Here is a 14,772-nt window from a genome sequence, read left to right as displayed (position 1 = left end):
TTCTACTAAAAGCCCTTATACTTATTCTACATCTGACAAATAATATATAGAAAATCTGACTTTTTATAAATATATTGAATTTTTACGAAATGTAAATGTTTTGTAATGTTTTTTTTCGCTAAATTTCATTATAATAAGTGGATATGAGTGTCGTATTTCAATCCAAATGAAGGAGTACAGGAAATGGAGCAAAACCCATCTTTGCAAGAAAATACACGCAATAAACCGAAAAAAAATAAGAAAAAAATAAAAATTATTATAAGCGCTATACTATTCGTTTTATTAATAGGCGGCGGTTATACTTGGTTTTTAGTAAATAAAGCATCTTCTGCTGTTCGAAATGCCGCACACGATTTAGCACGCGGTGATAAATCTGATTTACGTGATAAGGCTGTAAAACCTATTACAAACAATGTCTCTGTTTTAATAATGGGTGTTGATGAAAGCGATGTCCGTGGAAAAGAATATGGTGAAGCTATAAGAACAGACGCGCTTTTACTTGCAACATTTAATAAAGATAGCAAAACTGTTAAACTATTAAGTATCCCACGTGACACATATACTTATATTCCAATAGAAAAGAAAAAAGATAAAATTACACACGCTCATGCATTCGGTTCTGCTAAAAACGGAAAAAATGGTGGACCACAAGCAAGCATTGATGCAGTTGAAAAATTAATGAATGTTCCTGTCGATTATTTTGTAAAATTCAACTTTAAATCATTTATAAAAATCGTCGATGACTTGGGCGGTGTTGAAGTTGATGTACCAGTTGAATTTACTGAGCAAGATAGCAATGATAATGCTGAGGCTATTCACCTAGAAAAAGGTGTTCAAAAGCTAAATGGCGAAGAAGCTCTTGCTCTTGCTAGAACAAGACACATCGATAGTGATGCAATGCGTGGACAACGTCAACAACTCGTTATCGAGGCTATTTTAAAGAAGCTAACAAGTGTTGGTTCTGTAACAAAAGTTGGCAACATCATTGATGATATTAACGGACAATTCGTTACAAACTTAACATTTGATGATATGCTTTCATTCTATAAATATGGATCGGATTCGGAAATTGAGAAATTACAAATCCAAGGTGATGATTGCTATATGGCAAAAGGTGACGATACTTGTAGCAAATCTGCTGGTGGTGGTCGAACTTACTACTACAATCCAGATAAAAAAGAATTAGCTAATGTTACAAATGAACTTCGTACTCATCTTGGGCTACCTGCATATACAAAGTCTGACTCAGACTCTGATTCGAAAAAGACAAAAGAATCTAAGTCTGAAAATTCAAGTGAACGCGAATCAAGTAACAATGAAGTGAAAAATAAGAACAAAAATAGCAGTGAAGATACAGAAACATCGTCTAACGACAATGAATAGTAAAGAAGCCGTACTCTATGGAGGTAGAGTACGGCTTCTTTTTATTTCTTCAGAATTAAAAATCAGAACTTTCTAACTATCTTTTTTAATATTTTTAAATTATAATAAATAGTAGCAATCTATTCCAATTATCAGGGGGCTTATACATATGAAAGCTGCAGTAAAACATAACATCTCAGATTTTAAAGACTACTTAAAATCCAACGATATATACATGGAAGAAAATATAGATGAAAATGATGGCTCTGTTCATTTTTCAGTAGGATTAGAGACTGAAGCTGGCGCAAAGATTCAACTTATCGCTGCTTTCCAAAACGAACATCCTACGGTGGATATATACTGCTTCAATGTTGCTCACGTACCTGATGCAACATCAACAAATGATATTTTACATGTCATCAATGAATTAAATACATCTTATCGCTTTGCAAAATTCACATTAAATAAGCAAAATGCAATTGATATTTCAACATCTCTTGCATTCTCAGAACCAAACTTTAATCCAGCACTTGTCTTTGAACATACGAGAATGCTATATAAATTAGCGAATGACGAATATAAAAACTTAATGAAAGTTATTTGGGCATAAATAAAAGGATGGGCTGCAAGCAGCGCCATCCTTTTATTTCGATATCATATCAATCCACATCTTAACAGCAGTGCCGACAATTAAAATCGATAACATATATTGTAGTACTTTTTGATTTATCCTCTTCCCGACTCGCGCTCCAACTGGCGCAGCAAATATACTTGCAACCGCAATAATTAGAGCTGGAATGATAACTACTTGTCCAGTAATCACTTTTCCAGTCGTAATCCCTACTGAGGAAATAAACGTAATAGCGATAGATGTCGCTATCGTCATGCGCAATGGTAATTTTAAAATAACTAGCATAATAGGAACTAAAAGAAACGCACCTCCAGCTCCAATAATGCCCGAAACACCTCCTACAATAAACGCTAACACACTTGCTAACCATTTATTATACTTAACTGCTCCACTATTATTTTTCTTCGGTACAAACATCATCATAGCTGCAATGGTCGCCAATACTGTATAAACAACATTTACAGCGTGTTCATCTAATAGATTTGCACTAAAACTTCCTATAAAACTTCCTATTAATATACTAGCTCCCATATACACAACTAACATTTTATTCATATCAGTACTTTTCCGATATGCCCAGGCACCTGCAAAAGTTGCAAAGAATACTTGTACTGCTGTAATACCGCTCACTTCATGTGACGTATAGCCAGTAAATCCTAACAATACTGGAATATATAAGATCATCGGATAATTAATAATTGCACCGCCAATTCCAACCATTCCTGATATAAACGATCCTATAAACCCAATTATAAAAAGTAATAATACTTCACTCACCTTACATCCCCCTCCTTCTAAAAAGAAGGTGATTAAATGAATAAGTTTACATTCCCATCCGAAGCATCTGCTAAATATGCCCCTACACCTGCAAACTCTACGCCTTCCATAATCTCTTCCTCTTTTAACCCTAATAAATCTACTGTCATTTGACAAGCTACAAGTTTAATCCCCTGTTCTTTTGCCAAATCAATTAAATCTGGCAAAGGCATTGCATTATGTTTTTTCATAATGCCTTTAATCATCTTTGGTCCCATACCAGCAAAATTCATTTTGGATAACCCCATCTTATCAGCACCGCGTGGCATCATTCTTCCAAATACTTTTTCTATAAATGTTTTCTTTACATTCACATGTTCATCTTTCCTTAAAGCATTTAATCCCCAGAAAGTATGAAAAATAGTAACCTCTTGATCATACGCCGCTGCACCATTTGCAATAATATAAGCAGCCATTGCTTTATCGTAATCTCCGCTAAATAAAACGATTGTTGTTTTCTTCTGTTGTTCCATATTGTTCTCCCTCCAATTACCTATAGGGGTATTTTTATTTATAAAAATTGTTTCTCCCTATTCTACTTTTCCTTCCCAAGCTAACATACCACCTACCACATTGATTACTTGAAAACCGTAACTTTCTAAAAATTGAACAGCTCTTGCACTTCTCCCGCCTGAACGACAAACGATAATATATTCCTGATTTTTATTTAATTCATGCATACGAAACTCTAATAGTCCTAGTGGAATATTACATGCTTCTGGAATTTTCCCTTCAGCTACTTCTTCTACTTCACGTACATCCACAATATTTACCGCTTCTTTACGCAACAATTTTTCTTCTAATTCTTTTGTAGTCATTTCTTTCATTTTAAATTTCCTCCTCACAAACCATTCATACCACCTGAAACGTTTATTACTTGCTGAAACCCTAGTTTTTTCAATACCTTTGCTGCTTGCTTACTTCTCATTCCACTTTGGCAAATAACGATTACTTCCTTATTCTTATCTAATTGATTCGCCTTACTTGCTAGATCATTTAGGGGGATATTTTGAAAGCCTTTCATATGATTCCCTCTATATTCACCTACTGTACGGACATCAATAAAATACTTCCCCTTTTTCCCCACTATACTTTTCAATTCTTTGCCATTTATATTTTGAACACCTTTCACTGGTAAAAATCGTGAAATAACAAACCATGCAGCAAGTACAATGAAAAGCGTACTTAATATTGTGTTCATATAACCAACCTCTCTATATTTACAAAACTATTGCTTCACTACGCCTTCCTAATCCAAAACTTCAGCACATCGCCTTCTTCTTCAAGCTTTACGATGTCATGGCCACATTTATTTGCCCACGCTGGAATATCCTTAACTGACCCTTTATCCGTTACATGTATTTCTAACACTTCTCCAGTTTGTAGAGCATCCATTGCTCTCTTTGTTCTTACAATCGGCATTGGACATGCTAAACCTTTCGCATCTAACACTTGTTTTATATTCATCATCAATTCCTCCATTTTTTATTTATTTCATTATTCGTGCACTGCACAACGATTTGGACCAATCTCCATTTCACGCTCTTTATCCACACTTGGGTGAATTTTACCCATATTGGTTTGACGAATTTCTTCATATGCATTTGGCTGAGGTGGTAAGTTTTCTGTTACAACTTTACGGAACTCTCCCTCATCCTCAATATTTAATCCTGCATTATGCTCAAATAAATCTTTTAATTTTGCACTAACAATACCACTTTCGTTCATTTCACTTATTTTTGAATAATGAGCCGGTAACACAACTAAATTTTGAGATAGCTCTTTATATCGGCTATACAAAGTATTACGTAAATCACTCACCCAATCTTCAGCCTTACCAGCAAGATCAGGACGCCCAATTGAATCTACAAATAAAATATCGCCTGATAATAAATAAGAATCATCTACAATGAATGACGTACTTCCAATCGTATGTCCTGGTGAGTATAATGCGTCAATTACAATTTTAGTACCCCCCACCGTAATAACAGATCCTTCAACAAGCGGTTCGTATGAGAAAACAACTTCCTCTGCATCTTTTGGTGGTAACCAATACGTACCACCTACCTTTTCCGCTAACTTACGTCCTCCAGAAATATGGTCTGCATGTAAATGTGTATCCATTACATTCGTAATCGTAACGCCATGCTCTTTCGCAAATTCTTCATACGCTTCAACTGTTCTTACTGCATCAATAACTGCTGCTTCACCGTTTGAAATGACCATATAAGATAAACAGCCTTTTCCAAGACGGTTAAACTGATACATACTTCCGCCATTTTTTAAATCTCCAACTTTTACAGGCTTTACATGTTCACTCCATGCCTTCATACCACCAGCTAAATAATAAATATTTTCTAATCCAGCCTCTGTTAACTGCTCTGCCACAAATATAGAAGACCCTTCTTTTGCACATACTACTAAAACATCTTTATCCTTAGGTAATTCACTTACAATATGTTCTACACCATCTAACAAATCAAAATAAGGTTTATTAATAGAAGAAACTTGTTTTCCTTCAATTTTCCAATCTTCATAATCCTTCTCATTACGAACATCTAAAATAAACAACTCTCCGAATAAAACTTTCTCTGCAACATCTTTCGCTTTTAACGATTTAACACTCATTTAATTACCCCCATAGGTATATTTTCATTTAAAAAATTTTATTTTTTCACATTCCCTTGCCACTCTAACATACCTGGAATGACATTTTTCACATTTGCATAACCTTGCTCTTTCAACATGTGGCAAGCTACATCACTACGGTTACCAGTTCGGCAAACAACATAAATTTGTTTCGTCTGATCTAACGCTGCACTGTCTAACTCTCCTAACGGCATCGAAATGGCCGATGGAATATGACCAAAAGCGAATTCCGCTGCTTCTCGAACATCTAATACAATACACTCTTCCTCACTTAATAATATCTCTTCCAACTCTGCATTCGTAATTGTATGAGGATACTTTGCTACTTCATTCACTTCATGCTCATGCGCTTTCCTAATGTAATGCATCAAAACATCGCCCTCTTGTTTCGTCCCGATATATTGATGCCCTACTTTATTTGCCCAGCTTTGTATATCTACTGTAGATCCTTTATCTGTTGCCTTAATTTCAATCACTTGTCCTGATGCCAATCCTTCTATCGCCTTCTTCGTTTTCACAATCGGCATCGGACAAGCTACCCCTTTACAATCTAAACTCATATCCACTTTTATACTCATAGTCGATTCCTCCATAATTTATATACACATACCTGTAGGGGTATGTTAAAATGTTTTTGAAAATCTGTCAATACTTACGTTTGACAGATTATCGGCTTTTTACAAGTAATTGAACAGCTTCTTTAATTAACTCTTCATTTGAACCATTACCACTTTCAAACTGTTCACGCAAACATTGCTCTAAATTCGTTCCAACAACGAGCCCAATTGTACGATCAAGGGCAGAACGAGATGCCGTTAACTGTGTAATAACTTCTCGGCAATCCTTTCCTTCTTCCATCATACGAAGCACACCACGAACTTGACCTTCAATACGTTTCAATCTATTTTTCATATCTTGATTATATTCCATCCTATAATCACCTCATTACCATTATGTCACTATTTATAACCTATGACAATATATTATACCCTATAGGGTATTTTGTAAACCCCTATTTTAAATTTTCACCTTATATGTTCGCAAAACAAAAAATAAAACCTTAATCTATAAGTTTTTATCTTCCACTAAATCTTGAAGTAGAAGATGAAAAATATCAATATACAACACGTTCTGGCAGTACTGTCCCATACAATTTAAAACCACCATCTACATTCTTTACCTTATATCCTTTTTCCATTAACATGCGCGCTGCAACATACCCTCTCATACCAAGTTGACAAGTGATATATATTTCTTTGTCCATTGGCACTTCATCCAATCGATCACGTAATTCATCTAACGGAATATTAATAGAGCCTTTAATCATTCCTTGTTTTAGTTCATTGGGCTCCCGAACATCTATAAGATATCCACCATTGTCAACAATACGATCTATTTCATGCCATTGTACCGTTTCCACAAAACCATCTACTATATTACTTGCGGCATACCCCACCATGTTTACTGGATCTTTTGCAGAAGAATACGGCGGGGCATATGATAATTCTAAATCTGGTAAATCGATTACAGCTAAGTTTGCCTTCATTGCCGTCGCGATAACATCTATACGCTTATCTACCCCGTCACGCCCTAAAGCCTGTGCTCCGTAAATCTTTCCGCTATCTTTATTAAAAATTAATTTTATTAGCACTGGCGTAGCATTCGGATAGTATCCTGCATGAGAATTTGCCTGTACATGTACTACCTCATAGGGTATATTTAATCGTTTTAATATTTTCTCATTTACTCCAGTCGAAGCAACTGTTAAATCAAAAACTTTAGCCACAGAAGTTCCCATCGTACCTTTATATAAAGACTCCGTATGGCCATGAATAATATCTGCTAACATACGACCTTGACGATTAGCGGGCCACGCTAAAGGAATCATCGTTTCTGTTTCTGTAACAAAATCTTTCACTTCAATCGCATCACCAATTGCATATACATATGGGTCAGATGTTTGAAATTTCTCATTTACCTTTATCGTTCCTCTAACTCCTAATGCTAATCCTGCATCTTTCGCTAAACTACTCTCTGGTTGTACACCAATTGCTAAAATAATCATATCTGTTTTTATAACTGAGCCACTTTTTAAACGTACAACAGTCCCATTCTCTTCTAACGCATCTACACCATCTTCAAAAACAAGCTCAACATTGTGCACCTTCATATGCTCATGTACATATGCCGCCATTTCGTAATCAATTGGTGGCATCACTTGATTTGCCATCTCTACAAGAGTAACCTCAATCCCGCGTTCTCTTAAATTCTCAACCATTTCCACTCCAATAAATCCTCCACCAATAACCGTCACATGACGTGGTTTCTTCTCATCAATATACGCTTTTATACGATCTGTATCAGGTACATTTCGTAACGTAAACAACGCCTTCGCTTCTTCAATGCCCGGAATAGGCGGAACAATTGGTTTCGCCCCTGGTGAAAGAATCAAAACATCATATTCCTCGTTATATGTTTCATCTGTAGTTACATTCTTTATCGTAATTGTTTTCTCTTCTTTATTAATCTTTACAACTTCACTCAATACACGTATATCTAAATTAAAACGTTTTGACATCCTTTCAACAGTTTGTACTAATAACTTTTGTCTTTCTGTAATGACACCGCCAATATAATATGGCAATCCACAGTTTGCGAACGAAATGTATTCACCGCGTTCAACCATAATAATTTCATCTTCCTCACTTAAACGACGAAGCCTTGCAGCTACTGATGCCCCGCCAGCAACTCCGCCTACTACAACAATTTTTCTAGACATATTTCGAACCTCCATATTATTTAATTTTCTCATGCATCACACAGAAAAACCTATACCTGTATGGGTATATGATAGAGTATAAAAAATTTAATTTCAATCAATATGTCTTTCTTTCACAAATTTGAAACAAAAAAAGAACTTAGATATTTCTAAGTTCTTTACGAATGAATCAATCCATCGTTCTATTGTCATACTTCCTATAATCTCTTTGTAAAACTATACTCCATGTTCCCGCCTAGGGCTGCCGCTGTATCACCAGTTTCTCTAAAATCATGTGTATATATTTTTTCAAATGAACCGAAATCTACTTGCTTATAAAATTCAAAACAAGGGAATCCATCATGCTCCCCTTGAATATCAATACTACCATCCTGTTTCACACATACATTTAATACATAATCCACAGGAGGTGCATATACATTTAATGGATTACTTGCACTCGCACTCATTTTGAATTGCACACCTTCAGAATTCCATGTGATATCAGTGCACACAATATTTTCTGTACTTGCTTTCCCTGTTCTTTTACTCACAGAACCATCTGGACTTGTAATCTTCTCGGTCGTAATACCCGTGTTCGCATATGAAAACACTTCTTCTTTATAGAAATCAACTACTACCTCTTGCTCAACTCTAGAGCGCATCGCATTTACCGCATACGGTGTGAATTCACGTGAATCACCTTCGAATTGAATTACTTTTCCTGTTTCCATATCCTTCTTAGCCTCAGTCCAAGACATTGGAATAAATACACTGGCTCTAATTTTCACGATATTAGTCATAAGAAACACCTCTATAATTTTATTTTAGATGCTGAATGCTTATTAAATAAAACAGACCATAATTTCAATCCTAAAACCAATAGATTTCTCTTTTACTTTTCTATTTCCTTCTAAAAAATAACGCTATATTTATGTTTAGACTGTCGTTTTAAAGCTATATTCCATCTCTCCAGCTAGTGCTGCTGGGGTATCATCCGTTTTTCTGAAATCATGTGTGTATATCAATTCAAACGAACCAAAATCTACTTGTTTATAAAATTCATAGCAAGGGAAACCATCATGTACACCTTCAATATTCACAGTACCACTTTCATTAGCTCGTATAGTCAAAAAATAATCAGCTGCAGGTGCTGCTGCGTTTAAAGGATTACTTGCACTTGCTCTCATTTCAAATGAAACTTCATCTTCACTCCATACAATATTTGTACATACAATGTTTTCTGTACTTGTTTCTCCCTTTTGATACTCAATTGAGCCATCTGAATTTGTAATCTTCACGGTGACGATACAAGCATCTGCATATGTGAAAATTTCTCTTTTATAAAAATCAATATTCACTTCTTGTTCTAACCTTGAACGCTTTGTGTTCACTGCTTGTGGTGTAAACTCACGTGCATCTCCAGCATATTCAAACACTCTTCCTGTTGCAGGGTCCTTAATAGGTTCCAGCAATGCATATGGTGCAAATACACTCCCTCTAATTTTCACGATATTAACCATGTGAAACCTCCATTGATTCTATATTATATAAATCATTATTTGTTCTACCGACATAATATAGTCAATTTGATTGACTATATTATGTCGGTAGAACAATAGGTATTACATATAGTCAACTTAATTGACTACAAGTGCGGAGGTTATATATATGGATCAAACATTTAACGAGTTAGATCTTACATCGCTTTTATCATTATCATTTAGCACATTAATTACTGAGCTACATGACAAATTAAGTGAATTAGGATTTGAGGATATTAGGCCAGCACATGGTTTTATGTTCAAACGCATCCTTCCTAATGGGGCAACTGGTATAGAGCTAGCTGAGTATTTAGGGATTTCCAAACAAGCTATAAGTAAAATGGTGGATTCTCTTGAGAATAGTGGCTACGTTACACGTAAAACACACCCTACTGATAAAAGGGGTAAAATCATTGTTTTAACCGAACGTGGTTTAGCAGTAATGAAAGCAAAAGAAGAAATAGTAGCTGAAATAGAGCAGCGCTGGATTGAAAACATAGGTACAGAACGAATGCAAATGCTAAAAGAAGATTTAACAACATTCGTTACTAAAGAAAATACAGAGAAATTATCATCAAATATACGACCTGTCTGGTAAACAAAAACGAATCCATTTTAATTCATCTTCTTCAAAATGGATTCGTTTTTCTACAATAATATATTTATTACTCTCGTTTCATCTCTATCATTAACCCTAACTATTTGCGTCTCACTATTTGGTAAAAATATGATATAATTTCCCTTCCTCACATTCTTCCAAATAACTTTCCCTTCTTCATCCGTTTTCCCTATTGAAATCCCAATTTCTTTACTCGGCTCAGGTGATTCGTCTTTCATAAGTATAATTTCAAAACCTTTTATTGGCTGTTTTTCTTTATTTTTCACGTGAAAAGTTACATAATTAACAACCTTACTAAACTTCTTTTCATTATTTGCTATAGAACTAGACATTATGATAATGACCAATATACAACATAAAATCCATATAAGGTTATTATATTTATTCAGACCATTTTTTAAGATTATTAAAAACATCGTCTGTCACCCGGTTTCCAGAATTCCAAGAACTACTTCCTACTGTATGGGTAGCTATTATTGTTACACCCGTACGAGAATAGTCATGATATACAGGTGCTCCACTTTGACATCCATAAGTGTCCATCCTATATGTTAACATTCTAGGACTAGTGCCTTCAATTGGTCCATAATCTGTCCACATAGTATATTTTTCATTTCCTACTTTATCACACGGATACCCTGGAACTACTGCGAGTAACCCCTTTGGAGACTCTACGTTAGTAGTTCTATATCCTAACCAACCTGTATAATCTCCAGGAGATCCATTTAATTTAATGGCTCCATAATCAAATTCCGAATCTCCATCATCAGTCCATCCACTTACTGAATAAAGCTTTGTCCAACTATAAGGCAAATACGGTGCTTGGTTTCCATTTCTACCAGGAGTCACAATAACATTTTTTGCCCATCCACCAAGCTTTTTATTATAAACACAGTGCCCAGCTGTAAATACTGTATCTTTACTAATTAGCGCTCCTGTACATCCATAAACTTCTTGTCCATTAAATTGAATTACTAAGTGTACTATAGCCCTATAAGGATACAAAGTTGTATCAGTAACTCTAATTCGATCATCTCTTCCTATTATAGAATGTGTAAGAATATTAGATGGATAATTAAAATTACTGTCTCTTAATAAGTATCCCCAATCTTCCCCACCATGTTTACGCCCTTCAAATGAAGGTGAAACAAGATCTTCTCCCCTTCGATTATTACTATACAAAGATTGTTCTTGAAAAAGTACACGTTCTCCCTCATTTGAAACTGATGTCCACGGTACATCTTCTGCATACACCTTCTGATTCACCAAAAATACTGTACAAAAAAAGATAAAAAGAACACCAAAACTATAAAGAGCCAACCTACATCTTATAGAAATAAAGCTATCCAACATAACTTACCTCCTATACAAATGATAGCGAACAATTGAAGATCCCTTTATAAATTCTAGGTTTTCTTTTTTCAGAAGTCAATGTAATTAATAATGATAATCATTATTAATTACATTGACTTAACAAAATCACACAATTATTATATTCTTTACTCTGCGTTCAAAAATCTGTCTCATTAAAGGTTCACTTTATTACATAAACCCGTAACCTTCTCCACAACCAACTCCGCAGTATTCTCCTCCGGTGTCATCAATAAATTCGTAACCGGTCCATACACAACAGGGTTTAATTCCACTTCATACCCACCATATGAGAATTCTTCCTTCGTTGGTAAGTAACCAATATATCCATTCGTATATCCACCAAAGAAAGCTAATTCATTTTGAAGATTCTCTTTCACTTCTAATGCCGTTTCCGAAAAAGGTTCCATCGGTACACCAAAAAACATGCCATCATTAACTTGAAACAGTTGCACTTCTAAATTGATACTTAACTGCCGAATACCTTGCTTATATTTCTCTAAAACGATAGTAAGCCATTCATCCGTATTCACACCCCACTGCTCTTCAGCTAACTGGGCCATGCTTCGTATCTCATCAATTTCAGGAATATCCTTCAACTTCATTTGCATCGTACTCGAAACTGTTCTTACATTTACAATTGGGCTATATGTAACTGTTGGCAACATCGTTAATACATGTCCACTAAGCGTGTAAGCCATTTGCTTTAATGCTTCTCTTGAACCGCGATACTTCGCATTTACATTTCCAGCAGCTCCTTGAACAATCATAACAGGACAATTTACGGTCTTCTCAAGAATCTCTCTTGTCATCCCCGGATAGTCTGCTGATAATACATCACTATCACCTTTTAAAACATTCGGATGCGCCGTACAAAATACTACAATCCCAGATAACTCCTTCGTTTCAGCATCTCTTATTGCTAACATGCCAATTCGTTTATCTACAACACCATCTATATTTGTGCCCATCTTTGCTCTTCCATCAGATGTTCGCTCTCTTCGGTTGACCCCAATATCACCTGTCGTAACACCCCAGCCTACTTCGCATCGCTTCAAGTCGTTACTCGCAGTAACCGCACCGCGCACTACATTATTTACTAAAATCGTTTTATACGACTGTACGAGCGGATTATCACCGACCGTTTCTGGACCAGAGTGGGTATGTGTATAAACAACTGTTATTTGCTCAAATGGAACATGAAGTTCTCTTGCTACTCGCTCACGAATCATATTCGTATCTTCTATTAACATTCCAATATTATCAATGCTTATAAACACAGTTTTCATTTCATCTTTTTCAAATACAAAAACCGTTCCATAAATACGTTCTTCAATATTATTTATTCCTGTCTCTCTATGGTATCCGACAAAATCAATACCTATAGGCGGCGTAATATCCACCTTACCTACCCCTACTTTGCCCATTTGAACCTCTCCATTTCTCTATGTAACTCCCTTTTTTCAACAATAGCATATTTAATAAAAAGAACGGACATAGCATTCTATGTCCGTTCTTCCTTCACACATACTTCCGATGCACCATCTTTCCATCATAAGAAAACACAACACCCTTACTCTCCACAATGGACTCCATATGCACCGTTCTTCCCCATAGCTGATGAAGATATGGTAATACCTTTTCTAAGTATTTTAAATCGAGCTCAATTCCTTCATAACTATGTTTAATGTATAATTCTCCGTTCTTTAAGTAATCTCCATCTTCTACTACCAAGTACGGGAACCCACCATTTGTCCGCATATTTACGAGTTGATCACGCACATTCTCCCATTCTTTATCTATTACTTTATATTCTTTTCCTTGGCGCTGGAATAAGTACATATCTTCTCGCATAACAAGATCTTTATTTAAGTAGTTTCTTAGGAACGATACGTCCCATTCAATTTCGCGTACTTCAAACATTTTATCACGGCCAGATCCTGGTTTTACACCTCGTCGTTTCATTTCTTCTGTTGGATTGTTGTACCGTTCTTCAATATCTTCAAACATTTTAATACCGAGGTAGTATGGATTAATGCTTGTTTTTGATGGCTGTACAACACCCGCATTTAATTTCGCAAATTCGATTGCTTCATCAGATGTTAAGTCCATTTCACGAAGTATGCGTTGATGCCAGTAGGACGCCCAGCCTTCGTTCATGATTTTCGTTTCAAGCTGTGGCCAAAAATATAACATTTCTTCGCGCATCATCGTTAATATATCACGCTGCCAATCTTCTAACTCACGGCTATATTCTTCAATAAAGAGCAGTAAATCTTTCTCTGGTTGTGGTGGAATTTTCTTCTTTTTACGCACATTAGAACGTTCCTGCTTTTTATTGCGATTATCTAAATTCCATAAATCATCGTATTGCGACACCTTTTTCTTTTCTACTTCTTCATCTTCTAAATCATCAATACTCCATGCGAGCTTCGGACGCATAAGCGACGGATCAATATGCTCTTGAATGGCAAGTACGGCATCTAAAAATGTTTCTACCTCTGCCTTTCCGTACTTATGCTCATACGCTTTCACACGGTCTGCTGTTGCCGCCATACTCTCTACCATATCTCGCTTCGTATTTGAAAAACGAATATTATTTTTGAAGAAATCACAGTGTGCTAAAACGTGCGCTACAATTAATTTGTTTTGAATTAACGAGTTCGTATCTAATAAAAAGGCGTAACATGGATCAGAGTTAATAACGAGTTCGTATATTTTACTAAGCCCCAAATCGTATTGTAATTTCATTCTGAAAAATTGTTTTCCAAAACTCCAATGTGAAAACCTCGTCGGCATCCCATATGCACCAAATGTATAAATAATTTCTGCTGGACATATTTCATAACGCATCGGATAAAAATCAAGCCCAAATCCAGTCGCAATTTCCGTAATTTCTGCAATCGCATATTGCAGTGCTTTATCGTCACTTGCTCTCATTATTTTCCCTCCTTACACTTTCCCTTAAGAAAGTGTATGATGAAGAACAAGCTTTCATGAGGATTGATTGCATAATAAAAAG

Annotated in this window: 18 protein-coding genes; 3 read left to right on the top strand and 15 right to left on the bottom strand. The window is 35.6% G+C overall.

The genetic code is table 11. The annotated features are described in order from the left end of the window. The first annotated feature begins 183 nt into the window (after positions 1-183). Positions 184-1,383, top strand: coding sequence for an LCP family protein (locus tag NST90_RS04030; RefSeq protein ID WP_000437391.1), 1,200 nt, complete (start codon positions 184-186; stop codon positions 1,381-1,383). Positions 1,384-1,531: 148 nt separating this feature from the next. Next, entirely contained in the window at positions 1,532-1,972 is a 441-nt protein-coding gene (locus tag NST90_RS04025) for a hypothetical protein (RefSeq protein ID WP_000642362.1), read from the top strand. 33 nt (positions 1,973-2,005) lie between these two features. Here the strand turns inward: NST90_RS04025 and NST90_RS04020 are convergent, their stop codons facing one another. The 11 genes from NST90_RS04020 to NST90_RS03970 all read right to left on the bottom strand — a co-directional run bounded on the left by NST90_RS04020 (position 2,006) and on the right by NST90_RS03970 (position 9,739). Beyond that, complete coding sequence (locus NST90_RS04020; RefSeq protein ID WP_046392368.1) at positions 2,006-2,770, bottom strand: sulfite exporter TauE/SafE family protein; 765 nt, start codon at positions 2,768-2,770, stop codon at positions 2,006-2,008. Between the two features lie 32 nt (positions 2,771-2,802). Continuing rightward, positions 2,803-3,282, bottom strand: a complete 480-nt coding sequence (locus NST90_RS04015; RefSeq protein ID WP_000437742.1) for a DsrE/DsrF/DrsH-like family protein — start codon at positions 3,280-3,282, stop codon at positions 2,803-2,805. A gap of 57 nt (positions 3,283-3,339) precedes the next feature. After that, entirely contained in the window at positions 3,340-3,636 is a 297-nt protein-coding gene (locus NST90_RS04010) for a rhodanese-like domain-containing protein (RefSeq protein ID WP_000661810.1), read from the bottom strand. 14 nt (positions 3,637-3,650) lie between these two features. Then, a complete protein-coding gene (locus NST90_RS04005) occupies positions 3,651-4,010 on the bottom strand; it encodes a rhodanese-like domain-containing protein (protein ID WP_001092318.1) in 360 nt (119 codons plus the stop codon). 38 nt (positions 4,011-4,048) lie between these two features. Further along, the gene (locus tag NST90_RS04000; RefSeq protein WP_002093886.1) at positions 4,049-4,279 is read right to left on the bottom strand and encodes a sulfurtransferase TusA family protein; all 231 of its coding nucleotides are present in this window, start codon (positions 4,277-4,279) and stop codon (positions 4,049-4,051) included. Between the two features lie 27 nt (positions 4,280-4,306). Continuing rightward, positions 4,307-5,437: a rhodanese-like domain-containing protein gene (locus NST90_RS03995; protein WP_046392366.1), complete on the bottom strand. Its 1,131-nt coding sequence runs from the start codon at positions 5,435-5,437 to the stop codon at positions 4,307-4,309. A gap of 38 nt (positions 5,438-5,475) precedes the next feature. Then, a complete protein-coding gene (locus NST90_RS03990; RefSeq protein ID WP_046392365.1) occupies positions 5,476-6,036 on the bottom strand; it encodes a sulfurtransferase TusA family protein in 561 nt (186 codons plus the stop codon). Between the two features lie 88 nt (positions 6,037-6,124). After that, positions 6,125-6,388: a metal-sensitive transcriptional regulator gene (locus tag NST90_RS03985; protein ID WP_000456206.1), complete on the bottom strand. Its 264-nt coding sequence runs from the start codon at positions 6,386-6,388 to the stop codon at positions 6,125-6,127. A gap of 184 nt (positions 6,389-6,572) precedes the next feature. Beyond that, positions 6,573-8,237: a CoA-disulfide reductase gene (cdr, locus tag NST90_RS03980; RefSeq protein ID WP_046392364.1), complete on the bottom strand. Its 1,665-nt coding sequence runs from the start codon at positions 8,235-8,237 to the stop codon at positions 6,573-6,575. A 197-nt stretch (positions 8,238-8,434) separates the two neighbouring features. Further along, the gene (locus NST90_RS03975) at positions 8,435-9,019 is read right to left on the bottom strand and encodes a DUF3238 domain-containing protein (protein WP_006914827.1); all 585 of its coding nucleotides are present in this window, start codon (positions 9,017-9,019) and stop codon (positions 8,435-8,437) included. A gap of 135 nt (positions 9,020-9,154) precedes the next feature. After that, entirely contained in the window at positions 9,155-9,739 is a 585-nt protein-coding gene (locus tag NST90_RS03970; protein WP_044306903.1) for a DUF3238 domain-containing protein, read from the bottom strand. Between the two features lie 148 nt (positions 9,740-9,887). Here NST90_RS03970 and NST90_RS03965 point away from each other — a divergent pair, with 148 nt between their 5' ends. Further along, complete coding sequence (locus NST90_RS03965; RefSeq protein ID WP_000372890.1) at positions 9,888-10,358, top strand: MarR family transcriptional regulator; 471 nt, start codon at positions 9,888-9,890, stop codon at positions 10,356-10,358. A 50-nt stretch (positions 10,359-10,408) separates the two neighbouring features. Here the strand turns inward: NST90_RS03965 and NST90_RS03960 are convergent, their stop codons facing one another. The 4 genes from NST90_RS03960 to spoVR all read right to left on the bottom strand — a co-directional run bounded on the left by NST90_RS03960 (position 10,409) and on the right by spoVR (position 14,690). Then, positions 10,409-10,795, bottom strand: a complete 387-nt coding sequence (locus NST90_RS03960) for a DUF2606 family protein (RefSeq protein ID WP_000478589.1) — start codon at positions 10,793-10,795, stop codon at positions 10,409-10,411. Further along, a complete protein-coding gene (locus NST90_RS03955; RefSeq protein WP_016121930.1) occupies positions 10,761-11,732 on the bottom strand; it encodes a serine protease in 972 nt (323 codons plus the stop codon). Before NST90_RS03955 ends, NST90_RS03960 begins: the two co-directional genes overlap by 35 nt. A gap of 173 nt (positions 11,733-11,905) precedes the next feature. Next, positions 11,906-13,177, bottom strand: a complete 1,272-nt coding sequence (locus tag NST90_RS03950) for a neutral/alkaline non-lysosomal ceramidase N-terminal domain-containing protein (protein WP_061113603.1) — start codon at positions 13,175-13,177, stop codon at positions 11,906-11,908. Positions 13,178-13,271: 94 nt separating this feature from the next. Further along, entirely contained in the window at positions 13,272-14,690 is a 1,419-nt protein-coding gene (gene spoVR / locus NST90_RS03945; protein ID WP_001202694.1) for a stage V sporulation protein SpoVR, read from the bottom strand. Positions 14,691-14,772 lie beyond the last annotated feature (82 nt).

Source organism: Bacillus sp. FSL E2-8900 (assembly GCF_037966225.1).
GTDB classification, from domain to species: domain Bacteria; phylum Bacillota; class Bacilli; order Bacillales; family Bacillaceae_G; genus Bacillus_A; species Bacillus_A cereus.
This window is presented reverse-complemented; position numbering and strand designations above follow the sequence as displayed.